This is a genomic window from Streptomyces albidicamelliae (genome assembly GCF_025642175.1).
Taxonomy (GTDB): Bacteria; Actinomycetota; Actinomycetes; order Streptomycetales; family Streptomycetaceae; genus Streptomyces; species Streptomyces albidocamelliae.
This window is the reverse complement of sequence record NZ_CP106795.1, coordinates 1670400-1697367: the sequence shown is the minus strand read 5'-3', so window position 1 is coordinate 1697367 and position 26968 is coordinate 1670400. Positions and strand designations below refer to the sequence as shown.

Below are 26968 nucleotides of genomic sequence, written 5' to 3'. Positions count from 1 at the left end.
CCGCGGCGCACGACCGCCCGCCGTGTGAACAACCGGTGACCCGCGGGTCAGGCGGCCATGACGGCCGTCTGACCCGCTCGGGTGTGCGGTCCAACGCTCATGGGACGTTTCCCGCGCGGAAAGATCGAAGTCGACGCGGCCACGTCCGGCACGGCGACAACACCCGTATGCGTGTCGTCATCGTGACCGAATCCTTTCCCCCCGACGTGAACGGCGTGGCCCACTGCGCGTTCCAGACCGCCCGGCACCTCGTAGATCGCGGTCACCTCCCGCTCGTCGTCGCGCCGGCCACCGCCCCCGGCAGCCCGCCGGACACGGATGCCCCGTGCCCGGTCGTCCGAGTCCCCTCCCTCCCCCTCCCCGGCTACCCGCAGGTCCGCGTCGCCCTGCCGAGCAGGCGGCTCGCCGCGGCCCTCACCGAGCACCGCGCCGACGTCGTCCACCTGGCGAGTCCCTTCGTCCTCGGCGTCCGCGGCATGGCGGCCGCCGCCCGCCTCGGCATCCCCGCCGTCGCCGTCTACCAGACCGACCTGGCCGGCTACGCCCGCACGTACATGGGCGCCGGAGAGGCCGCGGCCTGGCGCCGGATACGCTCCGTGCACTCCGCCGCCGACCTCACCCTGGCCCCGTCCAGTGCCGCGCTCGACGACCTGGAGGCACACGGTGTGCCCCAGGTACGGCTGTGGCCGCGCGGCGTCGACACCGTACGTTTCCGGCCAGAGCACCGCGACGCGTCGCTGCGCCGCGAACTCGCCCCGAACGGCGAGCTGATCGTCGGCTACGTCGGCCGGCTCGCCCCCGAGAAGCACGTGGAACTCCTCGCCGGGGTCGACGCGATGCCGGGCGTGCGGCTGGTGGTCGTCGGCGACGGACCCAGCCGGCCCCAGCTGACCGAGGCCCTGCCCGGCGCGGTCTTCCTGGGCCGCCGCACCGGCGGTGAACTGGCCCGGATCTTCGCCTCGCTGGACCTGTTCGTGCACACCGGCCCCTTCGAGACGTTCTGCCAGACCGTCCAGGAGGCCATGGCCAGCGGTGTCCCGGTCGTCGCCCCCGCCGTCGGCGGCCCCCTCGACCTGGTGGCCCACGGCCGCACCGGCCTGCTCGTGCCGCCCCGCGACGCCGCCGCCGTGCACGACGCCGTCCGCGAACTGGCCGCCGACCCCGCGCGGCGCGCCGCCTACGGCACCGCCGCCCGCGCGATGGTCGAGGGCCGCACCTGGGCCGCCGTCGGCGACCGGCTGATCGCCCACTACGACGACGTCCTCGCGACGCGGAAGACGGCGGTGGCGGCATGACCGGCCAGTCCCTGCGCATCGTCCGGCTCGCCAACTTCGTCGCCCCCGCCTCCGGCGGCCTGCGCACCGCCCTGCGTGAACTGGGCAGGGGCTACCGGGCCGCGGGCCACGCACCCGTGCTGATCGTGCCCGGCGAACGCCACACCGACCGCGACACCGAGCAGGGCCGGGTCATCACCCTCCCCGGCCCCCTGCTGCCCGGCACCGGCGGCTACCGCGTCCTCACGGACCGGCGGCGCGTCGCCGCCCTGCTGGAGGACCTCGCCCCGGACCGCCTGGAGGTCTCCGACCGGACGACCCTGCGCTGGACCGGCCGCTGGGCCCGCCGCGCGCGCGTGCCCTCCGTCATGGTCTCCCACGAGACCGCCGACGGCGTCCTGCGCACCTGGGGCCTGTCCGAGCAGCTGTCCCGCCGGGCCGCCGACGCCCTCAACACCCGTACGGCGCACGTCTACTCGCGGGTCGTGTGCACGACGGAGTTCGCCGAGCGCGAGTTCGTCCGCATCGGCGCGCGCAACGTCGTACGCGCCCCCCTCGGTGTCGACCTGATGGAGCGCCACCCCGGGCTGCGCGACCCGGGGCTGCGGGGACAGTACGCGCGCGGGGACGAGACGCTGCTCGTGATGTGCTCCCGGCTGTCCGTGGAGAAGCGGCCCGGCACGGCCCTGGACGCCTTGGAGGCGCTGCTGCGGCGCGGACGGCGGGCCGCGCTGGTGGTGGCCGGGGACGGACCGCAGCGAGCCCGGCTGGAACTGCGCGCGCGGGAGCGCGGGCTGCCGGTGACCTTCCTGGGACACGTCTCCGACCGGTCCCTCCTCGGCGCGCTCCAGGCGTCCGCCGACGTCTGCCTCGCACCCGGACCCGCCGAGACCTTCGGGCTGGCCGCCCTGGAGGCCATGGCCTGCGGCACACCGGTGGTCGCCGGCGCGTCCTCCGCGCTGCCCGAGGTGATCGGGTCCGCCGGCGCGGCCGCGGCCGGTACCGGTGAGGCGTTCGCGGACGCCGTCGAATCCCTCCTCGCGCGCGGCGAGTCCGTGCGGCGGGACGCGGCACGCGCGCGTGCCGAGTGCTTCGGGTGGGGAACGGCCGTCGAGGCGTTCCTGGCGGCCCACGACACCGAGGTGGTGCGCCAGGCGGAGCCCCGCCGCGCGGTCGCGGAGGGCGTGGCATGAGACCCGTCCGCTTCGTGGCCCTCGGCGACTCGCTGACCGAGGGCGTGGGCGACCCCGCCGGGGACGGCCGGCGCGGCTGGGCCGCGCTCCTGGCGGCCGCGCTGCCGGTGGAGTTCACCAACCTCGCGGTCAGCGGGGCCCAGACCCGGGACGTGCTCGAATCGCAGACCCCCGCCGCCCTCGACCTGAGGCCCGGCCTCGTCTCCGTGGTCATCGGCGTCAACGACACGCTCCGGCACACCTTCGACATCCACACCGTCGCCGCCAACCTCGACCGGACCTACGCGGCCCTCACCGGCCAGGGCGCCACCCTGCTCACCGCCTGCCTGCCCGACCCCGGCGCCATGCTCGGGCTCCCCGGCGCGCTGGGCCACCCGCTGGCCCGGCGACAGCGGGCGGTCAACGACGTCGTGCACGCGCTGTCCGAGCGGTACGGCGCCGTCCACCTGCACGCGGCGGACGGCGACTGGGTGAGCGACCGCACGCTGTGGAGCGCCGACCGGCTGCACCCGGGGGAGCGCGGGCACCGGCAGTTCGCGGTCCGCTTCCACGCCCTGCTCGCGGAGGCGGGCCGGGCGACCGGGGAGCCGCCCTCGCCGGAACCGGAGTTCCCGGCGCCGACCCGGACGGAAAGTCTGTGGTGGCTGGCCACCGCCGGCACCGGCTGGGTGGCCCGGCGCTGCAAGGACCTGCTCCCGCAACTGCTGCGCCTGGCCGCCGACGAGCTCCACCACCGCGCCCGGGGCACCAGTTCCCGCCTCGACCTGAGCGCGTCGGCGGCCGTGTCCGCGGCCCTCGCGGCGCTGCCCGAGCGCACCGTCGACGGGGCCGGGGCTCAGCGGCGCCGTACCGGCACGAAGCGGACCGGGGTGCCCGGGAGCGCCTGCGCCGCCGCCGGGAGGTCGGCGGCGCGGACCACCGCGATGACCGGGTAGCCGCCGGTCGTCGGATGGTCGGCCAGGAAGACCACCGGACGTCCGTCCGGCGGGACCTGGACCGCGCCGAGGACCACGCCCTCGCTGGGGAGTTCACCGGGCCGGGCCCGCTCCAGCGGGGGCCCTTCGGTGCGCAGGCCGATGCGGTTGCTCGCCGGGGAGACCCGGTAGGCGCGCGTGGTGAGCGTCCGGACGGCGCCTGCCGTGAACCAGTCCGCGCGCGGCCCGGGGGTCACCCGGAGCACGAGGCCGGCGGGCGGGCGGGGCTGCGGGACGCCGTCCACGCGCGCGGGCGGCCCGGCCGGGGCGCCCAGGGGCAGCACCGTGCCGTCGGTGAGCGGCGCCGGGCCGAGGCCGGACAGCAGGTCCGTGGCCCGGCTGCCGAGGACCGGCTCCACGGCGATGCCGCCGGATACGGCCAGGTACGCGCGCACCCCGGCGGTGGCCGCGCCCACCTCCAGCAGCTCGCCCTCCCGCACGAGGACGGGGGCACCCCACGCGGCCGGGCGGCCGCCCACCCGGACGGGGCAGGGCGCGCCGCCCACCGCCACCGTCACCGTCGAACGGGGGCGCACCGCACAGCCGTCGAGCGTGGTCTCCAGGACGGCCGCGTCCGGCGGGTTGCCGACCAGCCGGTTCACGAGCGCGGCCGCGGGCCCGTCGAGGACCCCGGAGCGGGGCACCCCGAGGTGGGCGTACCCGGGCCGGCCGCGGTCCTGCACGGTGGTCAGCGCCCCGGAGCGCACGACGACGAGCGCACGGTCGGTCACGCGCGCTCCCCGGCCGGCCGCGCCGCGCGGGTACCACGCGTACGCGCGCGTGACCGCTCGTGGCGCCCGGCGTCGGTACCCCGTGCCCGCGCGCGTGGCCCGTTCACGAGTCCTCCGCCGGGACGAACCGCACCCGCGCTCCGGGTGACAGCAGGGCGGCCGGTACGCGCGCGTGGTCCCACAGCACGGCGTCCGTCGTACCGATCAGCTGCCAGCCGCCCGGCGAGGAGCGCGGGTAGACGCCGGTGTAGGGGCCGGCCAGGGCGACCGCGCCGGCCGGGACCGCCGTGCGCGGCGTGGCCCGGCGCGGCACGTCGTAGCGGCCGGGGAGTCCGGTGAGGTACCCGAAGCCCGGTGCGAATCCGCAGAAGGCCACGGTGAATTCGGTGCCCGCGTGGATGCGGCCCACCTCCGCGCGGGGCACGCCCCAGTGCGCGGCGACCTCCGCGAGGTCCGGGCCGTCGTAGCGCACGGGCAGTTCGATCGGCGCACGCGCGCGGGGCGGCGCCGGGGGCACCGCGGCGCGGGCCAGTTCGGCGGCCCGGCGGACCGGGTCGTCCAGGCCGTCGAGGAGGACCGTACGGGCCGCCGGCACGATCTCGCGCACGGCCAGCGAGCCCTCCGCGCGGCGCCGCAGCAGCTCGGCGTGGAGGGCCTGCGCCTCCTCGCCCGAGGCCACCTCGACGAGGAGTGCGTCGTCGCCGACGGGAAGCGCCCTCACGCGAACGCCTCCACCCGTACCCCGGCCGCCAGCAGCCGCTCGCGCACCCGGCGGGCCAGGTCCACCGCGCCGGGCGTGTCGCCGTGCAGGCACAGTGAGCGGGCCCGCACCTGTACGCGCGCGCCGGAGTACGCGGTGACCACGCCGGACCGTGCGAGGCCCACCGAGCGCTCCACGACGGCCTCCGGATCGGTCACCACGGCACCGTCCCGGCCCCGGGGCACCAGCGTGCCCTCGTCGGTGTACGCGCGGTCCGCGAACGCCTCCGTGACGGCCGGCAGCCCCGCCCCGGCGGCCAGTTCCAGCAGCCGCGAGCCGGGCAGGCACAGCAGGGGCAGCGAGGCGTCCGCGAGCAGCACACCGTCGATCACCGCCCGGGCCTGCTCCTCGTCGTGCACGACCCGGTTGTAGAGCGCGCCGTGCGGTTTGACGTACGCCACGCGCGCGCCGGCCGCCCGCGCGAACACCTCCAGGGCGCCGATCTGGTAGGCCACTTCGGCCGCCAGCTCGGCGGGCGGCACGTCCATCGCGCGCCGCCCGAACCCGGCGAGGTCCCGGTAGGAGACCTGCGCGCCGATCGTCACCCCGCGCGCGGCCGCCAGTTCGCACACGCGGCGCATGGTCGCCGCGTCCCCTGCGTGGAACCCGCAGGCCACGTTGGCGCTGGTGACGACGGACAGCAGCTGTTCGTCGTCGGTCAGCCGCCAGCGGCCGAAGCCCTCGCCGAGGTCGGCGTTCAGATCGATCGCGGTCATGGTGCTCTCGTGTCTCCGCTCCGTGTGCGTTCGGGGTGCGTTCTCGGGTGCGGCCGGCTGCGGTCGGGGCCGTGGGCCGGCGGCACCGGTGTCAGTCGACGCCGACGAGCCGGTACTGCTCGTCACGGGCGTCGGTCAGGAACATCTGCCCCGGTGCGTGGGTGATGGCGAACGGCGGCCTGGAGGCCATGACCGCCGCCTGAGGAGTCACCCCGCAGGCCCAGAACACCGGGATGTCGCCGTCCGCGAGGACGACCGGGTCCCCGAAGTCGGGCCGGTCCAGGTCCGCGATGCCCAGGGCGGCGGGGTCTCCGCAGTGCACCGGGCCGCCGTGCACGGCCGGCAGGAGGCTGCTCTCCCGGATCGCGGCGCGCAGGTGCTCCGGCGGCACCGGGCGCATGGACACCACCATCGGGCCGCGCAGCCTGCCCGCCTCGCGGCACGCGCGGCCGGTCGCGTACATCGGCACGTTGCGGCCCTGCTCGACGTGCCGGATCGGCACGCCCGCCCGGGCCAGCGCCCACTCGAAGGTGAAGCTGCACCCGAGCAGGAACGACACCAGGTCGTCCCGCCAGTACGCGCGCGCGTCCGTCGGCTCGTCGACGAGTTCGCCGTCCTGCCACACCCGGTAGCGCGGCAGATCGGTGCGCAGGTCCGCGCCCTCGGCGAGGACGGTCGTCACGGAGCCGGCGTCGGTGACGTCGAGCACCGGGCAGGGTTTCGGATTGCGCTGGCAGAACAGCAGCATGTCGTACGCCCAGTCGGCGGGTACGGCGATCAGGTTGGCCTGCGTGTGGCCCGCGGCGACCCCGGCCGTGGGTCCGGCCAGGCCCTCGCGGAAACGGGCCCGCGCGGTTCCCGGGCTCCACGCGTGCGCGTCTTCGCGGGCCGCCGCGACCGGCCGGTCCCCGGTACGGTGCGGCCGCGTCACGCCAGTTCCCTTCCACGGGTCTCCGGCAGCCCGAGCAGCGCGAGGGCCGCGAGCCCGTAGCCGAGCGCCCCGAAGACCAGCGCACCGCCCACGCCCCAGCTGTCCGCGAGGAAGCCCACCAGGGTCGGGAACACCGCGCCGACCGCGCGCCCGGTGTTGTACGTGAAGCCCTGGCCGGTGCCGCGCACCGCCGTCGGGTACAGCTCGCTCAGATAGGAACCGAAGCCGCTGAAGATGGCCGACATGCAGAAACCGAGCGGGAAGCCGAGCACCAGCAGCAGGGTGTCGGCACCGTGCGGGATGTTCGCGTACGCGAGGACGCACACCGCCGAAAGCAGCGCGAACAGCCAGATGTTGGTCCGCCGGCCGAGCCGGTCGGTGAGGTGGCCGCCGGTCAGGTAGCCGAGGAACGCGCCGGAGATCAGGAACGTCAGATAGCCGCCGGTGCCGACGACCGACAGGCCGCGCTCGGACTTCAGGTACGTGGGCACCCAGGTGGCCAGCGTGTAGTAGCCGCCCTGCACGCCCGTGGACAGCAGGCTCGCGAACACCGTGGTGCGCAGCAGACCCGGAGTGCCGTTCCGGCCCGGGCGGAAGATCGCCGCGAACGAGCCCCGCGCCGGGTCCTGTTCACGGGCCGCCGTCGCCGTCGGGGCGTCGTGGACCCGGCGCCGCAGCCACACCACCAGCAGCGCGGGCAGCGCGCCGGTCCAGAACATCACACGCCAGGCAAGGTCGTCCCCGACGAAGGAGAAGACGAGCGTGTAGACGACCGCGGCCAGCGCCCAGCCGACCGCCCAGGAGCTCTGCACCGCGCCGAGCGTGCGCCCCCGGTGCCGGGCGCTCGCGTACTCGGCGACCAGGATCGCCCCCACCGCCCACTCGCCGCCGAAGCCGAGCCCCTGGAGCGCGCGGAAGACCAGCAACGTCTCGTAGTCGGGCGCGAAACCGCAGGCCACCGTGAACACCGCGTACGTGATCACCGTGATCATCAGGGCCCGGACGCGGCCCACCCGGTCCGCGACCACCCCTGCCACGGCGCCGCCGACCGCGGACACCACCAGGGTGACCGTGGTGAACAGGCCGGTCTGGCCTTTGCTGAGGCCGAAGTACGCGGAGAGAGCCACCATGCTCAGCGGCAGGGTGAAGTAGTCGTAGGAATCCAGGGCGTATCCGCCGAAAGCTCCGGCGAAGGCGCGTCGGCCACGCGGGCCGAGAGCGCGGAGCCAGCCGGACGCGCCGTCCTCGGCGGTGCGTTCGGGGTGCGCCGGCCGTACTCCGGAGGGGGCCGGCCGGGGCGGTGGTGTCGTGCTCATGGGCACCTCGCAGGAGGGGGACGGAGGGTGCGGGGAAGTGAGCCGTGCGGAGCACCGTAGGGGATCGTTCAACGATCCTTCAATACCTCCGTTGTCTCGTTCCGGTGCGTGCGATTGAATTCCGGGCATGGCAGAGCAGCTGGCCGGACTGGCCGACGACCGCGCCCTCCTGGGGCGCACGAGCACGGCGGAGCGGGTTTCGGACATCCTCAGGAGCCGCATCGCCGACGGGTACTTCCCACCCGGCACCCGGCTGTCGGAGGACGGGATCGGCGGGGCGCTCGGCGTCTCCCGCAACACCCTGCGCGAGGCGTTCCGGCTGCTCACGCACGAGCGCCTGCTGATCCACGAGCTCAACCGGGGCGTGTTCGTCCGGGTGCTGACCGTCGAGGACGTCGAGGACATCTACCGCACGCGCTCCCTCGTCGAGTGCGCCGTCGTCCGCGGCCTGGGCGAGCCGCCCTACCCGCTGCGCGGACTGGCCTCCGCGGTCGCCGAGGGCGATGCCGCTGCCGCCGACAATGACTGGAAAGCGATGGGCACGGCCAACATCCACTTCCATCAGGAACTGGTCGCCCTCGCCGGCAGCGAGCGCACCGACGAACTGATGCGCAGCGTCTTCGCCGAGCTGCGGCTGGCCTTCCACGTCGTCGACGACCCGCGCCGGCTGCACGAGCCGTACCTCGCCCGCAACCGCCGGATCCTCCAGGCCCTCCAGGCCGGTGAGCGGACGACCGCGGAACACCTGCTGCAGACCTACCTCGCGGACTCCCTGGAACGCGTGGTCGAGGTGTACCGCCGCCGGGTCGGCGAAGAGGGCGCCGAGTAGGAGCGCCCGGCTCCGGGCGGGGGGCCAAACCGGCGGAGCCTCTCGTTTGGGTCGATGTCAGACCGAGGACCTAGTCTGTGCACCGTGACTTCGCCTGCATCGACGGACAGCGTTCCGCCCCAGCTCAGCGCGGGGCCGCGCCCGGCGCCGGGCCCGGCCGCCGACGAGGGGCTGGCGCGCCGGCTGCGCGCGCTCGCCTGCACCGCGCCGCTGCACGACCTCGACGCGCGCAAGGCCAACCTGGCCGGCGAGTACTCGGTGTACGGGATGGCCGAGGTGGCACTGGCCGCCATCGACCTGGTCACGCTCAACATGGACTTCGACACCGGCGCCGACCACGAGCAGATCGTGGCCCGGCTCGTCCCGCGCATCGGCGCCCAGGCCCCGCACCGCCCCACCGCCGAGCACGAGCGCGTGGCCCGCTGGGTCCTGGAGAACCTGATCAACGTCGGCAGCGTAGACCGCGGCTTCCGCGCGGTCTACGGCACCTTCGCGCCGGACGGCAGCTACGTCCGGCGGGACTACGACTTCAAACTGATCGAAGAGGTCCCCGGCCCCGGCGGCACGGTCTACCTGCGCACCACCGACGAGGCGGTCAACGTCCTGGTCGGCGCCCTCGACACGGATGTCACCAGCGCCCAGATCGCCGCCGAGGTCAAGCTCGAGGTGCTGATCAACCGCGGCCGTCTCGCCGACGCCCAGCTCGCCGCCGAGCAGGCCCGCTACCGCACGGTGCAGTACTCCGAAACCCTGCGCCGAGCCCTCGACGCCACCCGGCGCAACGTCCGCGCGGTGGACTGGCTGGGCGCCGTGCCCGACATGATCGCCGAGGCCCTGGACCACGTGGCCGAGCGCTACCGCCACGAGAACGCCATCCTCACCAACATCCGCAAGGCCCGGGACGAGACCGAGGACGCCGAGCACAAGCGCCGCGCCGCCGAGCTGGTCGACATCGTCAAGGACTGCATCCGGCGCCACACCCAGCTCCAGTCGCGCCTGCTGGAGGCCGGCCCGCTGTTCCGCGCGGAGCAGGACCGGCAGGCCTTCGCCACCCCCGCGACGACCTCCGGTACGGATCTCTACGGCCACCTCGTCGCCCCCCTCCTGCCGCTGCCCCTGGAGCAGGCGACCCGGGTCACGGACGCGTTCTTCGCGCACGGCACCGGCCTGCGCACACCGGTGTCGGTGCGCGTCGCCGACCTGGTCGACATACTGCTGACGCCGCCGGTGGAGCGGGAGCACCTGGGCGCGGAGATGCCCGAGCCGGACCTGATCGCCACACCGGACGACAGCCGGTTCAGCGAGGAGCAGCTGGCCACCGCGACGGACCTGCTGGACCTCCCGGCGGACGCGCCCCGGAGACTGTCCGGGCTGCTCTCCGAGGCACGCCGGACGGGCGACCCCGAGCTGGCCTACCTCGTCGCCCTGCTGGCGGTCCACGCGGCCAGCCCCGCGGTCGGCACCGCCTACCGCCAGGGCGAGGAGAAGCTGCTGTTCGCCGTGGACGACGGGACGGAGCTGGACGACCCCGAGTTCGGCGGCGCGGACCTGATCGTCGGGACGGCCCTGCTGGACGCGGCGGGGATGGCGGCCGACAGGACGGAAGCAGCATGAGTGACCGAGAATGCGACAAGGAGTCAACGCCGTGAGCGAGCACGTCGAGTGGAGTGACACGGAGGCCCCGGCCCCGTCGGCATCCGCCGCCGTCACCCCCGCCGACGCCGCCGACGCGGCGCGGCTCGTCGCCTTCGGACTGCAGCCCAAACTGCAGCCCGCCCGCGACCAGGAGTACGCGGAGCTGCTGCGCCGCTACCGCGACGACCCGCCCTTCGCGCGGCTCGCGGACGCGGTCGCCGCAGGCCTGGGACTCGTCGTGCTGGAGGTGTCCCCGCGCGCCGGCATGGCCGTGACCGCCGCCGAGGACTCGGTGTTCGCCGTCCGCATGGGCGACTACGCGCGTCGCACCGCCGCCGACGCCGGCGACCGCTTCCTGCACGGACTCGCCCATCTCGCCGTCGCCGCCCTGGCGTTCCCGCGCCCCGAGGACCTCGCCGACGACACCTACATCGGCCGTGTCTCGGTCAACGGCGTCGACGCCTTCGTCCGGCAGGCCTGCCGGCGCCTGGAGGAGCGCGCCGAGGAACAGGGCGTGAACACCGACCCCGCGACGGACGCCCCCGGTCTGGAGGCCGCCTGGCGGATCTGGGCCCGCCGCAGCGCCACCGGCGCCACCAAGGACGCCCGCCGCCCGGCCGCCTCCACCACCGGCATGGTCGCGAAGGCGGTGGCCTTCCTCACCGACTCGGGCTTCCTCCAGCGCACCGGCGACGACAACGGCGGCACCTACCGCACCACGGCCCGCTACCAGCTCCAGGTCCGCGACCTGGCCGGCAGCGCCGCCATGGCCGAACTGCTGGAGCTGGGCGTCGTCCCGGTCACCGACGGCACGGCCAGCCTGCTGCCCGCCGAGGACACCGACGACCTGGAACTGGTGGCCGACGCCGGGCTGCCGTTCCACGCGCCCTCGCACCCCTGAACCCCCCGCACCGCAAAGAAGACTGACGAGAGTCCGCCATGTACGAGCTGTCCCGGGTCCGCCTCTACTCCATCGGTCCCGCCGGTGCGCGCTACGCCGACACCGTGCTTGACCTGCGGGGCGTGGGCGAGCCCGTGCCCGACCCGGCGCCCACCCAGGCAGAGTTCTTCGCGGAGGAGCCGTCCGGACCGCCGCGCCGGCCGGCCCCCGCGGGCGTGCTGTTCCTGGAGAACGGCGGCGGCAAGTCCGTCCTGCTCAAGCTGATCTTCTCGGTGATGCTGCCGGGCCACCGCAACACCCTCGGCGGCGCCAGCTCCGGCGTGCTGCGCAAGTTCCTGCTCGCCGACGACTGCGGGCACGTGGCCCTGGAGTGGCAGCACGTGCAGACCGGCGAGTGCGTCGTCGTCGGCAAGGCCAGCGAGTGGCGCGGCCGGCAGGTCTCCAACGACCCGCGGAAGTTCGCCGAGGCCTGGTACTCGTTCCGGCCCGGCCCCGGACTCAGCCTGGACAACCTGCCCGTGGCCGAGTCCACCGCCGTACGGCCGCCCGTCGAGGGCACCTCCGGTGCCCGGGGCCGCCGCCGCACCATGAAGGGCTTCCGCGACGCCCTCACGGAGGCCGGCAAGGCCTACCCGCACCTCGAAGTGCACTGGGAGGAGACCCACGACCGCTGGATCGAGCACCTCGGCGACCTCGGCCTCGACCCCGAACTCTTCCGCTACCAGCGCGAGATGAACGCCGACGAGGGCGAGGCGGCCGGTCTCTTCGCGGTCAAGAAGGACTCCGACTTCACGGACCTGCTGCTGCGCGCGGTCACCGACACCCGCGACACCGACGGCCTCGCCGACCTCGTCAGCGGCTTCGGCAACAAGCTCGGCCGGCGCGCCGAACTGATCGCCGAACGCGACTTCACCGCGGGCTCGGTCGACCTGCTCGGACGCATCGTCGAGGCCGCCGACGCCCGCGGACGCGCGCGTGAGATCCACGCCGGCGCCGAGCGCCGTACCCGCACACTGGCCCGGCGGCTGTCCGCGCGGGCCGTACGGGAACGGGTACGCGCCGCCGACCTCGCCCAGCGGGTCACCGCCGCCGCGTACACCGTGACCCACTCCGAAGGCGCACGCGAGCGCAGCGCCCTGATCGCCGCCGAACTCGCCTACCGGCACGCCTCGCTGGCGCTCGCCGCCGCCGAGAAGTCCGCCGCGGCGCAGAAGCGCGAGCTCGCCGAAGCCCGCACCCTGCACTCCGCCTGGCAGGCCGCGGAAGTCGTACTGCGCCACCGCGCCGCCGCCGACCGCGCCGCGCGCGTGTCCGCCGCCATCCGGGAGGCCGAACGCGACGCGGCCCCCGCGCTCGCGGCCCGCGCCAAGGCGGCCGTGGACCTCGTACGGGCCCTGCAGGCGGCCGCGGAGAGCGCCGAGGCCCTCGCCAACGAGGAGGAGGAGCGCTCCGCCGCCCTCCAGGAGGTCAGCGACTCCGCCTACCGGGACTCCACCTCCGCCGCCACCGAGGCGCAGCGCGCCCGCAGCGAGGCCGGCCACCTGCGCCAGCGCCTCACCGAGGTCGAGCAGGAGACCGCCGAGGCCGTCCGCGCCGGCTGGCTGGACGACAGCTCCCCGGACGCCGACCCGGCGCGCGCCGCGCTCGCCGCCAGCGACGCCGAGAAGACCGCCGTGGCTGCCTGGGACGCGGCCCGCGAGGCCGCCCGCAGGACCACCGAGCACGCGCGCGAGGCGGCCTCCGCCGAGTCCCGCGCCGAGCTGACGGCGGCCCGCGCGGCCGACGCCGGTACGGCTGCCGAGCGCGCCCACGAGGCCGAGCGGCGCCTGGCCGAGTCGCTGGCCACCGAGGAGCGGCTGGCGGAACTGCTGAGCCTGCCGGGCGCACCCGGGGCGGTACGCGTGGGCGTGCCCGCCCCCAGGACCGGAGCGGACGACGGCGCACCGCACACGCCGGCCGCGGACCCGGCGGCACCGGCCGAGAGCCCGCTCACCGCCGAGGAACTCGACCGGTTCGCCGACGAGTTGCGCGCCCTCCTCGACGACGCCGTGTCCGCCGCCGAACGGCACCTCTTCGAACTCCGCACCGCGGCCGCCGACGACTCCCGGATCCTCGGCGCCCTCGGTGACGGCGGACTGCTGCCGCCCGGCCCCGACGTCCTGGCCACCGTCGAGTTCCTCGGCGAGCACGGCATCCCCGCGCTGCCCGGCTGGCGCTACCTCGCCCAGGCCGTCGCCCCCGCCGACCACGCGCGGGTGCTCGCCGCCCGCCCCGAACTCGTCGACGGCGTGATCATCACCGACCCCGACACCCACGCGCGTGCCCGCGAGGCCCTCGGTGACGCCGCCCTGCTGCCCCGCTCCGCCGTGGCCGTCGGCACGGCCGCGGCCCTGCTCGCCCCGACCCCCGCCGACGACGCCGGCCCCGGCGACGTCTTCCTCGTACCGCCGAACCCGGCCATGCACGACGAGCACGCCGCCGACGAGGAACGGCAGGCCCTGCGCGCGCGGGCCGGCGAACGCGACGAGGAGATCCGCACCCTCGCCACCCGCCTCGGCAAGGACCGTGAACTGGCCGCCCGGCTCGCCTCCTGGCGCACCGGCTGCCCCGCGGGGCGCCTCACCGAACTGACCCGCGCCGCCGAGGAGGCCCGCGCCTTCGCCGAGGAGGCCGAGGCCGAACTCGCCGAGGCACGGACCGCACGCGCGGAGGCCGACGAGGCCGCCGCCGAGGCCGCGCAGATCCGCGACGAACGGCAGGAGACCGCCCAGAAGGCCCGCCGCGCCGCCGACGCCCTGGCCGGACTCGCCTTCCGGCTCCGCGAACGCGCCGGCTGGCAGGCCAAGCTGCGCGAACTCGCCGACGAGGCCACCGAGTCCGAGGCCCGCGCCCAGACCTGCCTGGACCGCGCCCGCGCCGCCGACGAGGACCGCAGGGGCGCCCAGCGCGCCGCCGACGACGCCCGCCGCACCGCGCGCGCCCTGCGTGCCGAGCGCTCCGAGATCGCGGGCGCCCCCGACGACGTACCGGACGACGGCGCGGACGCCCCCGAGGCGTCCCTGCCCGCTCTGCGCGAGGCCTACCGGGCCGCCTCCCAGGTGTACGAGAAGGTCGGCGTCGGCGCCGACCTGCGGGCCGAGCAGGCCCGCGCGGAGAGCGACGAGAGCGCCGCCCGCGCCGAACTCGACCGGCTCAGCAACAAGGTGCGCACCCGGGCCGAGCAGCTGCTCCAGTCGCCCGACGGCTCCGACGGACCCTCCCGGCAGGCGGCCGCCGCCCGCGCCGAGGAACTGGTGCAGCTCCTGGAGACCCGGATGTCGACCGCGAGCGAGCAGCTCGGCCGGCTGCGCGGCGAAGCGGAGCGGCACGCGCCCGAGGACGCCGAGACGCACACCGAGCTGCCCGAGGAACTCCTCCCGCGCGACGCCGAGCACGCCCAGGCGCTGCTGCGCACGGCCACGGCCGAACTCGCGGCCCGCGCCGAGGCGCTGGCCGGGGCCCGCGAGGCGCACGCGGAGCTGCTGGAGGCCCACCGCGCCGCCGAGGACGCGGCCGGCGGCTTCGACGAGATCGCCGCGATGCTCCGCGACCTGCTCCGCGAGCACACCCCCGACGAGGAGCAGGAGGAGCCGGAGCCGTACCCCGGCAGCCTGGAGGAGGCCCGGCACTCCGCCGCCGAGGCCCGCCGCTCCCTGCGCGGCTGTGCCGCCGACCTGTCCGCCGCCGAGACCGGCGTGCGCGAGGCGAGCGACGTCCTCGTCCGCCACGCCAACTCCACACGCTACGAACAGGTCCGCACGCCCGCCCGGCAGCAGATCCGCGAACTGCCCGCCGCCGCGCTGCCCGAGCACGCCCAGAAGTGGGCGGACGCCTTCGCGCCCCGGCTGCGCGTCCTGACGGACGAACTCGCCCAGCTGGAGCGCAACCGCGACTCGATCGTGGACCGGCTGCGCGGACTCGTGGAGTCCGCGCTGGCGACACTGCGGTCCGCCCAGCGGCTCTCCCGGCTGCCCGAGGGCCTCGGCGAATGGTCCGGGCAGGAGTTCCTGCGCATCCGCTTCGAGGAGCCCGACCAGGCCACGCTCACCGAACGGCTCGGCGAGGTCATCGACGACGCCACGCGCGCGGCCGTGAAGAAGAACTCCGACCTGCGCCGCGACGGCATGTCCCTGCTGCTGCGCGGTGTCGGGGCGGCCCTCCAGCCGAAGGGCGTCGCCGTCGAGATCCTCAAGCCGGACGCGGTCCTGCGCGCCGAACGCGTCCCCGTCGGCCAGATGGGCGACGTCTTCTCCGGCGGCCAGCTGCTCACCGCGGCCATCGCCCTGTACTGCACGATGGCCGCACTGCGCTCGAACGACCGGGGCCGCGACAAGCAGCGGCACGCGGGCACGCTCTTCCTGGACAACCCCATCGGCCGCGCCAACGCCACCTACCTGCTGGAGCTCCAGCGGGCCGTGTCGGACGCGCTGGGCGTCCAGCTGCTCTACACCACCGGCCTGTTTGACACGACGGCGCTGGCCGAGTTCCCGCTGGTCATCCGTCTGCGCAACGACGCCGACCTCAGGGCGGGCCTGAAGTACATCAGCGTGGAGGAGCACCTGAGGCCCGGCCTGCCGGAGCAGCCGCGGACGGGCGAGGCGGTGCACAGCGAGATCACGGCGACCCGGATGTACAAGAAGCCGGCAGGCAGCACGGCGTGAGGGCGCGGGCGCGGCCGCCGTCCGGCAGCCGCGCCCGCGGCCTCAGGTGCCGAGTCGGTGCGCGTCCTCCTTCAGGAGGTCCGCGCACTTCTCGCCGATCATCATCGTCGTGATGCACGGGTTGACGGTGATCAGGTCCGGCATCACCGACCCGTCGGCCACCCGCAGCCCCTCGACGCCCTTGACCCGCAGCCGCGCGTCGAGCGGTGCCGCGGGGTCGTCGTCCGCTCCCATGCGCACGGTGCACGACGGGTGGTAGACGGTGTTGTGCGTCCGGCGGATGTAGTCCAGCAGTTCGTCGTCCGTCCGGACGTCGGGCCCCGGCGCCAGTTCCGCGCCTGCCCAGCCGCTCAGCGCGGGTTGGGCCGCGATACGGCGCGCCAGCCTCAGCCCGTACGTCATCACCCGCACGTCGTGCTCGTGCGTGAAGTACCGGGGATCCACCTTCGGTTTGTCCCGGTAGTCCCGGGTCCGCAGCCGTACCGTGCCGCGCGACCTCGCCCTCGTCACGTTCGGCGTCAGACAGAACGCGTTCTCCGACGTGGGGTAGCCCCAGCGGGCGGTGTTCATGTCGAACGGCACCGAGCCGTAGTGGAACATCAGGTCGGGCCGGTCGAGGCCGGGTTCGGTGTCGTAGAAGACGCCCGCCTCCCACCACTGGCTGGACGTGGTGGTCATCGGCTGCTTCGCCTCCCACATGATCACGCCCTCGGGGTGGTCTTGGAGGTTCTCGCCGACGCCCGGCGCGTCGACGACCACGTCCACACCGACCTCCCGCAGATGGGCGGCCGGGCCGATGCCCGACAGCATCAGCAGCTTCGGGGAGTCGATCGAGCCGCAGGAGAGGATCACCTCGCGCCGCGCCCGCACCGTGCGGGTGTGCACCAGATCGGGGTCCAGGTACTCGGCGCCCACGCACCTGCGCCCCTCCAGCATCAGCTTCCGGGCCCGCACCCCGGTCCGGACGTCGAGACGGGGGCGTTTGCCGAGCACGGGGTGGAGATAGGCCACCGACGAGGACTGACGGACGTTGTTCTCGTCCGAGTTGATCTGGAACCAGTTCGCCCCGCGCACCACGGTCCTGCCGGTGTTGAACGGGACCGTCGGGATGCCGGCCTGTGCACACGCCTCCAGCAGCGCCGCACCGCACGGGTCGCCGCCCTTCAGCGTGCGCAGCCTGACGGGGCCGGTGCGGCCGTGGTGGTCGCCGGGCGCGTCGTTGTTCTCCAGCCGCCGGTACAGCGGGAACAGGTCGGCCGCGCTCCAGCCCGTGCAGCCCCGGGCCGCCCAGTCGTCCAGGTCCTCCGCCGGCGCCCAGAAGGCGATGCACGAGTTGTGCGAGGAGCAGCCGCCCAGCACCTTCGCGCGCGCGTGCCGCAGGAAACTGTTGCCGGTGGCCTGCGGTTCGACCGGGTAGTCCCAGTCGTACCCGGACTCCAGCAGGCCCATCCAGCGCTCCAGCCGCAGCACGGCGTCGTCGCCGACGTCGCTCGGGCCCGCCTCCAGCAGGCACACCGTCACCGCGGGGTCCTCGGAGAGGCGGGCCGCCACGACGTTGCCCGCGGTTCCGCCGCCCACCACCACGTAGTCGAACTCGTCGATGCTCATACGACCTCCTGGCCGGCCGGGAACGGGGAAATCAGTCGGACGCCGGAGCGGCGAGGGGGGAGGCGGGCGCGCCGGGCGGCACCTCGGAGCGGTGCTCGGCGAGGACGCCGGTGCGGTGGCGCTGGACGAACCAGTAGTAGGCGAAGCCGCCGCCCGCGATGACCGCGACGAACAGCACCGCGCCCCAGCGCAGGTACCAGTGGTGGGGGGCGCTCGCGTTGTAGACCGCGGTGCGGGGCCAGATCAGGTTGACCGTCATGGCGGCGCCCCACACCACCGCGACGATGTTGACCGGCAGCCCCCAGCGGCCCAGCGAGAACCTGCCCCCGCCCGCCGGCTGCCACTTTCCGCGCAGCCGGGCCACCAGCATGGGCGCGGTGACGCCCAGGTAGGCGAGGTAGATCATGATGATGCCGATGCTGGTGACGACCGTGAAGATCTGCGGCTGGCGGATGTTGACCACGAGGATCGCCAGCGCCAGCACACCGATGATCACGGCCGGCAGGACCGGGGTCCGGAAACGGGGGCTGACCCGGGCCATCAGCGAGGACGCGGGCAGGTTGTTGTCCCGGGCCATCGCGAAGGCGAGCCGGATCGCCGCCGTGTGCACGGCCAGCGCGCACACCGTGACCGCGATCAGCACGCACCAGAGCATCGCCTTGCCGGCCGTCGGCCCGAGCACGTCGAGCACCACGAACTGCAGCCCGTCCGTGGACAGCTTGTCGCCCTTGAGGCTGGAGACGCTCATCAGGGCGAGCAACAGCACCAGGCCGCCCAGGACGAAGGAGGCGACGATCGCGCGGATGATGGCGCGCGGGGCGTTGCGCGACGGGTCCAGGGACTCCTCGCCGAGCGAGGCGGCCGTGTCGAAGCCGTACATGACGTACGCCGACGCCAGGGAGGCCACGAGGAAGGCGCCGAGGTAGCCGGCCGAGTACCCCGCGCCGGTGTGGTTCGTCTGCATGACGACCTGCGGACCGCGGACGATGTGGACGGCGAACAGGACGATCAGTACGACGGTGGCGATCAGCTCGATGAACACGCCGGCCGTGTTGATCGTCGCCATGAGCTTGACGCCGAACGCGTTGACCAGCGTGGTGAACAGGATCAACACGGCTGCCAGGACGACGGCGTTGGTCGCCACGTCGTACGTGCCGGTGCCGTCCCCGACGAACTGGAACCTGGCGGAGATCTGCGGCAGTGTCAGCTGGTAGGCGAGGGCGACCGCCGCGATGGACACGATCGACGCGATCAGCATCATCCACCCGGCGAGCCAGCCGAGATGCGGATTGCCGATCTTCTTCGACCAGTTGTAGACCGAACCGGCCACCGGGTAGCGGGCGGCCAGTTCCGCGAAGCACAGGGCCACCGCGAACTGACCGCCGAACACCAGGGGCCACGACCACCAGTAGGCGGGGCCGCCGCTGCCGTAACCGAAGTAGAACAACTGGAAGGTGCCGGTGAGGATGGAGATGTAGCTGATCCCGGCCGCGAAGGTGTGGAAGGTGCCCAGAGTGCGTTTGAGTTCGGGCCGGTAGCCGAACTCGGCGAGTTCGGCGTCGTCCCGGTGGTGCGGGCCTGGCGATTGCTCGGTGGTCGTCATGAGCGGACTCCTCTGGCTGTCAGTCGAACCAGCCCTGTGGTGCCGGCGCCGTGTTGCGCCAGATGTGTTTCGTCTCGCGGTACTCGGCGAGCCCCGCCGGTCCGAGTTCACGCCCGAACCCGGACTGCTTGTAACCACCCCACTCGGCCTGCGGCACGTACGGGTGGTAGTCGTTGATCCAGACCGTGCCGAGACGCAGCCCCGCCGCGACCCGGGCGGCCCGGCCCTCGTCGCGGGTCCAGACGGCACCCGCGAGGCCGTAGACCGTGTCGTTGGCGAGGCGCACGGCCTCCTCCTCGGTGGTGAACCGCTCGACGGTCAGCACCGGTCCGAAGGATTCCTCCCGGACCACCGACATCCCGCTCGTGCACGCGTCCAGGACGGTCGGCAGGTAGTAGAAACCCTCGTCGAGGCCGGGTCCGGAGGGCCGGGCGCCGCCGCAGCGCAGCACCGCACCCTCCGCGAGCCCCCGCGCCACGTACGCCTCGACCTTCGCCCGGTGGGCCGCCGAGATCAGCGGCCCGGTCCGCGCCCGCTCGTCGAACGGGCCACCCGGCCGGATGCCCCGCGCCCGCCGGACCACCTCGGCCGTGAACCGCTCGTGCAGCGAGTCCTCCACCAGCAGCCGGGCCCCGGCGGAGCACACCTGGCCGGAATGCAGGAAGACGGCGGTCAGCGCCATGTCGACCGCCGCCTCGAAATCGGCGTCGGCGAAGACGATGTTCGGGTTCTTGCCGCCGAGTTCGAGCGCGACCTTCTTCACCGTGCCGGCCGCGGCCGCCATCAGCAGGCGCCCGGTCGCCAGGCCACCGGTGAAGGAGACCAGGTCGACGTCCGGATGGTCGCCGAGCGGGGCGCCCGCCACCGGACCCGCGCCCAGCACCAGGTTCCCTGCACCCGCCGGCAGTCCCGCCTCCGCCAGCAGCCGAAGCAGATGGATCGCGGTGTGCGGGGTCAGCTCGCTCGGTTTGAGCACGAAGGTGTTCCCCGCCGCCAGCGCCGGGGCGACCTTCCACGCGGTCTGCAGCAACGGGTAGTTCCAGGGCGTGATCAGGGCGCACACGCCGACGGGCTCGTGCACCACCCGGCTGTCGACACCGTCCCGGCCGGTGTCGATCACCCGCCCGCTCTCGCACGCGGCCAGCCGCCCGAAGTAGCGGAAGCAGCCGACGACGTCGTCGACGTCGTAGGCGCTCTCCACCAGCCGCTTGCCCGTGTCCAGGGACTCGGCGCGGGCCAGGGCGTCCTTGTCGCGCAGCAGGAGATCCGCGACCCGCAGCAGCAGATCCCCGCGCTCCGAGGGCGCCGTACGCGGCCAGGGGCCGGTGTCGAAGGCCCGCCGGGCCGCCGCGATGGCCTCCACCGTGTCCTTGCCGCCGGCCTCGTCCACGACCCCGACCAGGGAGCCGTCGGCGGGACAGCGGATCTCCCGGGTGCGCCCGTCCAGGGCGCCCCGCCACACTCCGTCGACGAAGAGGTCAGGCACGGGAGCCTCCCAGCCGGTCCAGCAGCCACTCGTGGAAGATCCCGATGTGATGCTCGTTGGGGACCAGCACACCGCCGTCGCGGTACGCGCGAGAGGACATCGCCGGCTGGGTGCGCTCGCAGGCCGCGAAGTCCTGGACGTTGACGCGGTGGAACAGCTCCACCGACTTGGACACGTCCGCGCCCGACGCCACCACCTCCGGCGCGTACAGCCAGTCGCACTCCACGACCGTGCGGTCCTCGGCCAGCGGGAACATGCGGTGCAGGATGACGTGGTCGGGCACGAGGTTGACGAACACCGTCGGCTTGACCGTGAGGGCGTAGTAGCGGCGGTCCTGCTCCTCGGCCAGCTCGGGCAGCCGGGTGAAGCCCGCGCTGCCGTCCACCGTGAAGCCCTGGACCTCCGCGCCGAACCGCGCGCCGTGGCCCACGTAGTACTGCGCCGCGTACCCGTCCGCGAACTCCGGCAGCACCTCGGTGAGTTCCGGGTGGATCGTCGCGCAGTGGTAGCACTCCATGAAGTTCTCGACGATCAGCTTCCAGTTGGCCCTCACGTCATAGGTGATGCGTCTGCCGAGCGCCAGGTTGTCCGTGCCGTAGTGCTCGATCGCGGCCGCGTCGCCGAGCCGTTCGACGGCGGCCCCCATCACCGTGTCCTCGAAGGAGGGCGGCGCGTCGGCGAGGCACACCCACGCGTAGCCGAGCCATTCGCGCAGAGCCACCTTGATCAACCCGTACGCGACCCGGTCGACGTCCGGCATCTTGATCAAGTTGGGTGCGGCGATCAACCTGCCGTCGAGGTCGTACGTCCATGCGTGGTACGGGCATTGCAGGCTGCGCCGCACCTGGCCGGACTCCTCGGTGCACAGCCGGGCCCCCCGGTGCCGGCACACGTTGAGGTACGCGCGCAGCCCACCGGTCCGGCTGCGGGTGACCAGGACGCTCTCGCGGCCCACCTGGACCGTACGGAAGGCGCCCGGCCCGGCCAGGTCGGCGCTGCGGACCGCGCAGAACCACAGGGACTCGAAAACGGCCTCCTGTTCCTGCCGGAAGACGTCCGGGTCGGTGTAGTAGCGGCCCGGCAGCGTCGCGACGAGGCTCGGGGAGATCGGGGACGTCGTCACGGGCGTGCTCCTCGTTCGGATGAGTCCCGGGCGGGCGCGGCCGCGAGGCGGGCGGGGTCGAACAGGCCGATCGGGTGCGCGGTGGAGCCGGTCAGGGCCAGGTCGGCCAGGATCTCGCCGACGACCGGGACGAACTTGAAGCCGTGCCCCGAGAACCCGCAGGCGACGGTCACCGACTCCGGGTGGACCGGGTGCCGGGCGATCACGAAGTGCTCGTCGGGCGTGGTGGAGTACATGCAGGTGGCGGCCTTGAGGAAGGTGCCGGGCAGATCCGGGACGCAGCGGGCCATGTGCTCCGCCATCGCCGTGACCTCGTCGTCGTGCACGGTCCGGTCGATGGTCTCCGGCGTGGTGACGCGGCCCTTGCGGAAGAAGGCGACCTTGGCGCCCCCTTCGGGGCCGTCGATGGCCGGGAAGCCGTACACCTGGACCCCTGCCGCGTCCTCCCAGATGTAGACCGGGTGCCGCTCGGGCACGAACCGACCGGTGCCGCCCCTCGGCTGGAACCAGTACATGACCTGCCGCTCGACGGTGACCGGCACCCCCACGTCGGCGAGGAGCCGCGGCGCCCACGCGCCGGGGCAGATCACCAAGTGGTCGGCCGTGTACGTGTTCTCGGCCGTGTGCACGCGCACACCGTCGCGGTACGGCTCCCAGCGCAGCACCGGTTCCTCGAAGTGCAGCGCGGCGCCCTGCCGGGTGGCCAGCTGGAGGTGGGCGGCGACCGTGTTCTCGGGCCGGAGCAGACCGGCCCGCGACTCGTACAGCGCCACCTCGTCGTCGTCCGGAGTCAGGGTCGGGAAGCGACGGCGGATCTCCTTCGCGTCCAGCATCTCGTGCGGCAGGTCCCACCGCTCCGCCGACCGCAGGGAGCCGGCGACGGTCCGCGACTCCGGGCGCCCGACCATCACCCCGCCGCAGAGCAGGGCGATCTCCCGGCCGGTGGCACGCGCGAGGTCCTCGTACAGCTCGTAGGCGCGCAGCAGCAGCGGTACGTACGCCGGGTCCTCGAAGTACGACTGCCGGGTGATGCGGGAACCGCCGTGGCTGGAGCCGCGGCTGTGCACCGGACCGAACCGCTCCAGGCCGAGGACGCGGGCGCCGCGCGCGGACAGGTGGTGGGCGGCGGCGCCGCCCATGCCGCCGAGACCGATGACGACGACGTCGTAGGACGGTGACACGGGGCCTCCTAGCGGCGGATGCGGGTCATCTTCGGGTCGAACAGTGGCTCGTCGGCGACGCTGGCCGCGACCTTCTCGCCGAAGTACACGACCTGGACGCCGGTGCCGGTGGGCAGGCCCGCCGGGAGCCAGGCGTAGGCCACGCAGCGGCCGAGGGTGTAGCCGTACGACGCGCTGGTCACATAGCCGGCGGGGGCGCCGTCGACAAGGACGGGCTCCTTGCCGAGAACGACGGCCGCGGGGTCGTCGAGCAGCAGCGGGGTGAGCCGCCGGGTGGGCTCGGACAGGCCGCGCAGGGCCTCCTGGCCGACGAACTCCTCCTTGTCCATGCGGACCGCGAAGCCGAGGCCCGCCTCGAAGGGGGTGTGCTCGTCGGTCATGTCCCTGCCCCAGGCCCGGTATCCCTTCTCCAGCCGCAGGGAGTCGAAGGCGGAGCGGCCGGCGGCGATCACGCCGTGTTCCTGTCCGGCCTCCCACAGCGTGTCCCACAGCCGCAGGCCGAGGTCGGCCGTGGTGTACAGCTCCCAGCCGAGCTCGCCGACGTAACTGAGCCGCATGGCCGTCACCGGCACGTGCCCGAGCCAGGTCTGCTTCACCCGGAAGTAGCCGAAGCCCTCGTGCGAGAAGTCGTCCGCGGTCAACGGCTGGACCAGGGCGCGGGCGAGGGGGCCCCAGACGCCGACGCAGCAGGTGCCGGAGGTGATGTCCCGGATCCGCACGTCGTCCGGCGCGTACCTCAGCAGCCGGTCCAGATCGGCGGGGGAGTTGGCCCCGACCTGGAAGCGGTCGGGCGCGAGGCGAGCGACGGTGAGGTCGGAGCGGATGCCTCCGGTCTCGTCGAGCAGCAGGGTGTAGGTGACGGCGCCGGGTTTCCGGCGGAGGTTGTTGCTGGTCATCCGGTCGAGGAAGGCGAGGGCGCCGGGGCCGGTCACCTCCAGGCGGCGCAGCGGGGTCATGTCGTACAGGGCGACCTTCTCGCGGGTCGCCATGGCCTCGGCGGCGGCGACGGGCGACCAGTAGCGGGCCGACCAGGCGTCCCGTGGGGGAAGGCCGCCGGGGCCGCCCGTGTCGTCGAGGAGCGCGGCGTTCGCCTCGTACCAGTGCGGGCGCTCCCAGCCCGCCCCCTCCAGGAAGAAGGCGCCGAGCTGCTGCTGACGGGCGTGGAAGGGGCTGACGCGCAGTGGCCGTGGACGCTCCATCGGCTGGAGGGGGTGCAGTACGTCGTACACCTCGACGAACTGCTGTGAGCCGCGTTCACGCACGTACGACGGTGAACGCTGCACCTCTTCGAACCGCGTGAGGTCGCACTCGTGCACGTCGAGCGAGGGCCGCCCGTCGACCATCCACTCGGCCACCGCCTTGGCCACACCGGCGGAATGGGTCACCCAGACCGCCTCGGCCAGCCAGAAACCGCGCAACTGCCGGGCCTCCCCCAGGAGCGGCATACCGTCCGGCGTGAAGGAGAAGACCCCGTTGAACCCGGCCTCGATCCGCGACTCCCGCAGGGCGGGCAGCAACCGCCGGCAGTCCTCCCAGCTCGGCGCCCAGTCCTCGGCGGTGAACGGATACGAGGACGGCATCGCCATGTCCCGGGCACTTGCTTCGTCGTACGCCGGTACGGCGAACGGGTCCACCGGCATCGGCCGGTGCGCGTACGAGCCGATGCCGATGCGGTCGCCGTGCTCACGGAAGTACAGGTCGCGGTCCTGGAAGCGGAGGATCGGCCGGGTGGCCTCCGCCACGGCACCGCTCAGTTCGGGCAGCGGAGCGGTCTTCGCGTACTGGTGGGCGAGCGGTTGCAGCGGTACGTCGACACCGGCCATGCGGCCGACGACCGGGCCCCAGAAGCCGGCCGCCGAGACCACGTGGTCGGCCGGGAAGGAGCCCTGGTCGGTCACGACCGCGGTGACCCGGCCGTGCTCCTGCTCGATACCGGTGGCCGTGTGCCGCTCCAGGAAGCGTGCGCCGCGCGCGGTGGCCCGGTCCATCTGGGCGCGGGCCGCGAGCAGGGCCCGGGCCAGGCCGTCGTCCGGGGTGTGGAGCCCGCCGAGGACCATCGACTCGTCCAGCAGCGGCCAGAGTTCCTTGCAGCGGGCGGTGCTCACGACCTCGGCGCGGATGCCCCAGGAGGCGGCGTAGCCGGCCCTGCGGTGCAGCTCCGCCAGACGCTCGGGGGTGGTGGCCAGTTCCAGGCCGCCGACCTGGTCGAAGCAGGCGTCACCGGCCACGTCGAGGGAACGGAACTTCTCCACCGTGTACTTGGCGAACTCCGCGAGCGTCTTCGAGGGACTGGTCCGGAAGACGAGCCCGGGGGCGTGCGAGGTCGAGCCGCCCGGCGCGGGCAGGGGGCCCTGTTCCAGGACGGTGACGTCGGTCCAGCCCCGGGCGGTCAGCTCGTCGGCGAGGGAACAGCCGACGATGCCGGCACCGATGACGACGACGCGCGGGCCGGGGGCGGGCTGGTGACCGGGGGTGCGGGCGGCCTGGTGGGCGGGGGTGCGGGCGACTTGGCGGGCGCGGTGGCGGAAGTACTCGGGTGTGCTGGACATGCCCCTCCTCGTGGTGACGGGGAATGGGAGTGGTGGCGGGACGGCGGGCGCGGGAAGCCGGTCAGACGGAGGCGAGGTGCGCCCGCTCCGTGGTGGTGGCCGCGAAGGTGCGGGGGAAGAGCGGTGGTTCGTGGTCCTCGGACGGCAGCAGGACAGGCGCACCGGCCGGGACGGAGGGCGTGGCCGCCTTGCGCGGCCTCGCCGCCCCCGCGCTCACAGGACCACCACCGAGCGCAGCACCTCACCCCGGTGCATCTTGCCGAACGCCTCCTCCACCTGGTCGAGGGCGATGGTCTCGGACACGAACGCGTGGAGATCGAGCAGGCCGTACAGGTACTGGTCGATCAGGTACGGGAAGTCGCGGCTCGGCAGGCAGTCGCCGTACCAGGAGGACTTGATGGCACCACCGCGCGAGAAGACGTCGATCAGCGGGAGTTCGATCCTCATCTCGGGCGAGGGGACGCCGACCTGGACCAGCAGGCCCGCGTGGTCGCGCATGTAGAAGGCCTGCTCGAAGGTCTCCGGGCGGCCCACCGCGTCGATCGCGAGGTCCACCCCGTGTCCGCCGGTGAGCTTGCGGACCGCCTCGACCGGGTCGGTGCCCCGGGAGTTGACGGTGTGGGTGGCGCCGAACCTCTCCGCCCGGTCCAGCTTCCTGTCGTCGATGTCGATGGCGATGACCTTCATGGCACCGTTCAGACAGGCCCCCGCGATGGCCGCGTCGCCGACACCGCCGCAGCCGATGACGGCGACCGAGTCGCCCCGGCCGACCTTGCCGGTGTTGACCGCCGCGCCGTACCCGGCCATCACCCCGCAGCCGACGAGACCGGCCGCCTCGGGGCGTGCGGCCGGGTCGACCTTCACCGCCTGACCGGCCGCGACCAGCGTCTTCTCCGCGAAGGCGCCGATCCCCAGGGCGCTGCTGAGCGGAGTGCCGTCCGGCAGGGTCATGGGCTGGGCGGCGTTACGGGAGTCGAAGCAGTACCAGGGCCGGCCACGACGACAGGAACGGCAGCTGCCGCAGGGCGCGCGCCACGCGAGCACCACGTAGTCGCCGGGTTTCACCTCGGTGACACCCGGTCCGACCTCGGCGACGGTGCCGGACGCCTCGTGCCCCAGCAGGAACGGGAAGTCGTCGGTGATCGCGCCCTCCCGGTAGTGGAGATCCGTGTGGCACACCCCGCATGCCTGTACGTCGACGAGGACCTCACCGGGGCCGGGATCGGGAACCACGATCGTCCGCACCTCCACGGGTGCGCCCCTCTTCACGGCGACTACGGCACGGACCTCGTGTGGCACGACAAGCTCCTCTGCTGGCTGTTGCGCATTGCACGATGGGTTGCGTGATGGGGAACATACTGAGAACGCCGCCACGGAGCCGTCAAGAGGTGCGGGACAACCCTCGACCGCCGCGAAACCCACGGGACGGAACCCAACGCACACACAACGGCGCGGGAC

General features: G+C 74.0%; 20 protein-coding genes. 7 read left to right on the top strand and 13 right to left on the bottom strand.

Features of this window, described 5'->3' with window-relative positions:
* Positions 1 to 167: 167 nt before the first annotated feature.
* Genes N8I86_RS07855 through N8I86_RS07845 form a run of 3 tightly spaced genes read left to right on the top strand, consistent with a single transcriptional unit; the run spans position 168 to position 3402 of the window.
* Entirely contained in the window at positions 168 to 1295 is a 1128-nt protein-coding gene (locus N8I86_RS07855) for a glycosyltransferase family 4 protein (RefSeq protein ID WP_263277476.1), read from the top strand.
* Positions 1292 to 2467: a glycosyltransferase gene (locus N8I86_RS07850; protein WP_263277475.1), complete on the top strand. Its 1176-nt coding sequence runs from the start codon at positions 1292 to 1294 to the stop codon at positions 2465 to 2467. The genes N8I86_RS07855 and N8I86_RS07850 overlap by 4 nt, the downstream gene beginning before the upstream one ends.
* Positions 2464 to 3402 carry an SGNH/GDSL hydrolase family protein gene (locus tag N8I86_RS07845; protein WP_263277474.1) on the top strand — a complete coding sequence of 313 codons (939 nt, stop codon included), beginning with the start codon at positions 2464 to 2466 and terminating at the stop codon, positions 3400 to 3402. The genes N8I86_RS07850 and N8I86_RS07845 overlap by 4 nt, the downstream gene beginning before the upstream one ends.
* Here N8I86_RS07845 and N8I86_RS07840 read toward each other — a convergent pair.
* From N8I86_RS07840 to N8I86_RS07820, 5 genes are all read right to left on the bottom strand, one after another.
* The gene (locus tag N8I86_RS07840) at positions 3303 to 4172 is read right to left on the bottom strand and encodes a 5-oxoprolinase subunit C family protein (protein ID WP_263277473.1); all 870 of its coding nucleotides are present in this window, start codon (positions 4170 to 4172) and stop codon (positions 3303 to 3305) included. The genes N8I86_RS07845 and N8I86_RS07840 overlap by 100 nt on opposite strands.
* Before the next feature lie 103 nt (positions 4173 to 4275).
* A complete protein-coding gene (locus tag N8I86_RS07835) occupies positions 4276 to 4893 on the bottom strand; it encodes a 5-oxoprolinase subunit B family protein (RefSeq protein ID WP_263277472.1) in 618 nt (205 codons plus the stop codon).
* Positions 4890 to 5648, bottom strand: coding sequence for a LamB/YcsF family protein (locus tag N8I86_RS07830; protein ID WP_263277471.1), 759 nt, complete (start codon positions 5646 to 5648; stop codon positions 4890 to 4892). The genes N8I86_RS07835 and N8I86_RS07830 overlap by 4 nt, the downstream gene beginning before the upstream one ends.
* 91 nt (positions 5649 to 5739) lie before the next feature.
* Positions 5740 to 6579: a putative hydro-lyase gene (locus tag N8I86_RS07825; protein WP_123438559.1), complete on the bottom strand. Its 840-nt coding sequence runs from the start codon at positions 6577 to 6579 to the stop codon at positions 5740 to 5742.
* Complete coding sequence (locus tag N8I86_RS07820; RefSeq protein WP_263277470.1) at positions 6576 to 7895, bottom strand: MFS transporter; 1320 nt, start codon at positions 7893 to 7895, stop codon at positions 6576 to 6578. Before N8I86_RS07820 ends, N8I86_RS07825 begins: the two co-directional genes overlap by 4 nt.
* A 127-nt stretch (positions 7896 to 8022) precedes the next feature.
* On the opposite strand from N8I86_RS07820, the gene N8I86_RS07815 reads away from it, so the two are divergent.
* From N8I86_RS07815 to N8I86_RS07800, 4 genes are all read left to right on the top strand, one after another.
* Entirely contained in the window at positions 8023 to 8724 is a 702-nt protein-coding gene (locus tag N8I86_RS07815) for a GntR family transcriptional regulator (protein ID WP_123438561.1), read from the top strand.
* Between the two features lie 84 nt (positions 8725 to 8808).
* On the top strand, positions 8809 to 10338 hold the full coding sequence (locus N8I86_RS07810) for a hypothetical protein (protein ID WP_263277469.1): 1530 nt from the start codon (positions 8809 to 8811) through the stop codon (positions 10336 to 10338).
* 31 nt (positions 10339 to 10369) lie between these two features.
* Positions 10370 to 11260: a hypothetical protein gene (locus N8I86_RS07805; RefSeq protein WP_073899252.1), complete on the top strand. Its 891-nt coding sequence runs from the start codon at positions 10370 to 10372 to the stop codon at positions 11258 to 11260.
* A gap of 38 nt (positions 11261 to 11298) precedes the next feature.
* Entirely contained in the window at positions 11299 to 15960 is a 4662-nt protein-coding gene (locus N8I86_RS07800; RefSeq protein WP_263277468.1) for a hypothetical protein, read from the top strand.
* 42 nt (positions 15961 to 16002) lie between these two features.
* On the opposite strand, the gene N8I86_RS07795 is transcribed toward N8I86_RS07800, so the two are convergent.
* The 8 genes from N8I86_RS07795 to N8I86_RS07760 all read right to left on the bottom strand — a co-directional run bounded on the left by N8I86_RS07795 (position 16003) and on the right by N8I86_RS07760 (position 26809).
* Positions 16003 to 17568, bottom strand: a complete 1566-nt coding sequence (locus N8I86_RS07795; protein WP_263277467.1) for a GMC family oxidoreductase — start codon at positions 17566 to 17568, stop codon at positions 16003 to 16005.
* Between the two features lie 31 nt (positions 17569 to 17599).
* Positions 17600 to 19171 carry an APC family permease gene (locus tag N8I86_RS07790; protein ID WP_263277466.1) on the bottom strand — a complete coding sequence of 524 codons (1572 nt, stop codon included), beginning with the start codon at positions 19169 to 19171 and terminating at the stop codon, positions 17600 to 17602.
* Positions 19172 to 19190: 19 nt separating this feature from the next.
* The gene (locus N8I86_RS07785; protein ID WP_263277465.1) at positions 19191 to 20657 is read right to left on the bottom strand and encodes an aldehyde dehydrogenase family protein; all 1467 of its coding nucleotides are present in this window, start codon (positions 20655 to 20657) and stop codon (positions 19191 to 19193) included.
* On the bottom strand, positions 20650 to 21780 hold the full coding sequence (locus tag N8I86_RS07780; RefSeq protein ID WP_263277464.1) for an aromatic ring-hydroxylating oxygenase subunit alpha: 1131 nt from the start codon (positions 21778 to 21780) through the stop codon (positions 20650 to 20652). Before N8I86_RS07780 ends, N8I86_RS07785 begins: the two co-directional genes overlap by 8 nt.
* Positions 21777 to 22961, bottom strand: coding sequence for an N-methyl-L-tryptophan oxidase (solA, locus tag N8I86_RS07775; RefSeq protein ID WP_263277463.1), 1185 nt, complete (start codon positions 22959 to 22961; stop codon positions 21777 to 21779). Before solA ends, N8I86_RS07780 begins: the two co-directional genes overlap by 4 nt.
* Positions 22962 to 22969: 8 nt before the next feature.
* Positions 22970 to 25510 (bottom strand): GcvT family protein, encoded by a 2541-nt coding sequence (locus N8I86_RS07770; RefSeq protein ID WP_263277462.1) that lies wholly within the window; start codon positions 25508 to 25510, stop codon positions 22970 to 22972.
* A 61-nt stretch (positions 25511 to 25571) separates the two neighbouring features.
* Positions 25572 to 25727 (bottom strand): hypothetical protein, encoded by a 156-nt coding sequence (locus N8I86_RS07765; protein ID WP_263277461.1) that lies wholly within the window; start codon positions 25725 to 25727, stop codon positions 25572 to 25574.
* The gene (locus N8I86_RS07760; RefSeq protein ID WP_263277460.1) at positions 25724 to 26809 is read right to left on the bottom strand and encodes an S-(hydroxymethyl)mycothiol dehydrogenase; all 1086 of its coding nucleotides are present in this window, start codon (positions 26807 to 26809) and stop codon (positions 25724 to 25726) included. The genes N8I86_RS07765 and N8I86_RS07760 overlap by 4 nt, the downstream gene beginning before the upstream one ends.
* Between the last annotated feature and the right edge of the window lie 159 nt (positions 26810 to 26968).

Bases quoted from the DNA above. Each gene is read 5' to 3' on its own strand.
- N8I86_RS07790 (WP_263277466.1), bottom strand. From the start codon at position 19,171: ATGACGACCACCGAGCAATCGCCAGGCCCGCACCACCGGGACGACGCC.
- N8I86_RS07845 (WP_263277474.1), top strand. From the start codon at position 2,464: ATGAGACCCGTCCGCTTCGTGGCCCTCGGCGACTCGCTGACCGAGGGC.
- N8I86_RS07830 (WP_263277471.1), bottom strand. From the start codon at position 5,648: ATGACCGCGATCGATCTGAACGCCGACCTCGGCGAGGGCTTCGGCCGC.
- N8I86_RS07795 (WP_263277467.1), bottom strand. From the start codon at position 17,568: ATGAGCATCGACGAGTTCGACTACGTGGTGGTGGGCGGCGGAACCGCG.
- N8I86_RS07850 (WP_263277475.1), top strand. From the start codon at position 1,292: ATGACCGGCCAGTCCCTGCGCATCGTCCGGCTCGCCAACTTCGTCGCC.
- N8I86_RS07800 (WP_263277468.1), top strand. From the start codon at position 11,299: ATGTACGAGCTGTCCCGGGTCCGCCTCTACTCCATCGGTCCCGCCGGT.
- N8I86_RS07815 (WP_123438561.1), top strand. From the start codon at position 8,023: ATGGCAGAGCAGCTGGCCGGACTGGCCGACGACCGCGCCCTCCTGGGG.
- N8I86_RS07820 (WP_263277470.1), bottom strand. From the start codon at position 7,895: ATGAGCACGACACCACCGCCCCGGCCGGCCCCCTCCGGAGTACGGCCG.
- N8I86_RS07770 (WP_263277462.1), bottom strand. From the start codon at position 25,510: ATGTCCAGCACACCCGAGTACTTCCGCCACCGCGCCCGCCAAGTCGCC.
- N8I86_RS07855 (WP_263277476.1), top strand. From the start codon at position 168: ATGCGTGTCGTCATCGTGACCGAATCCTTTCCCCCCGACGTGAACGGC.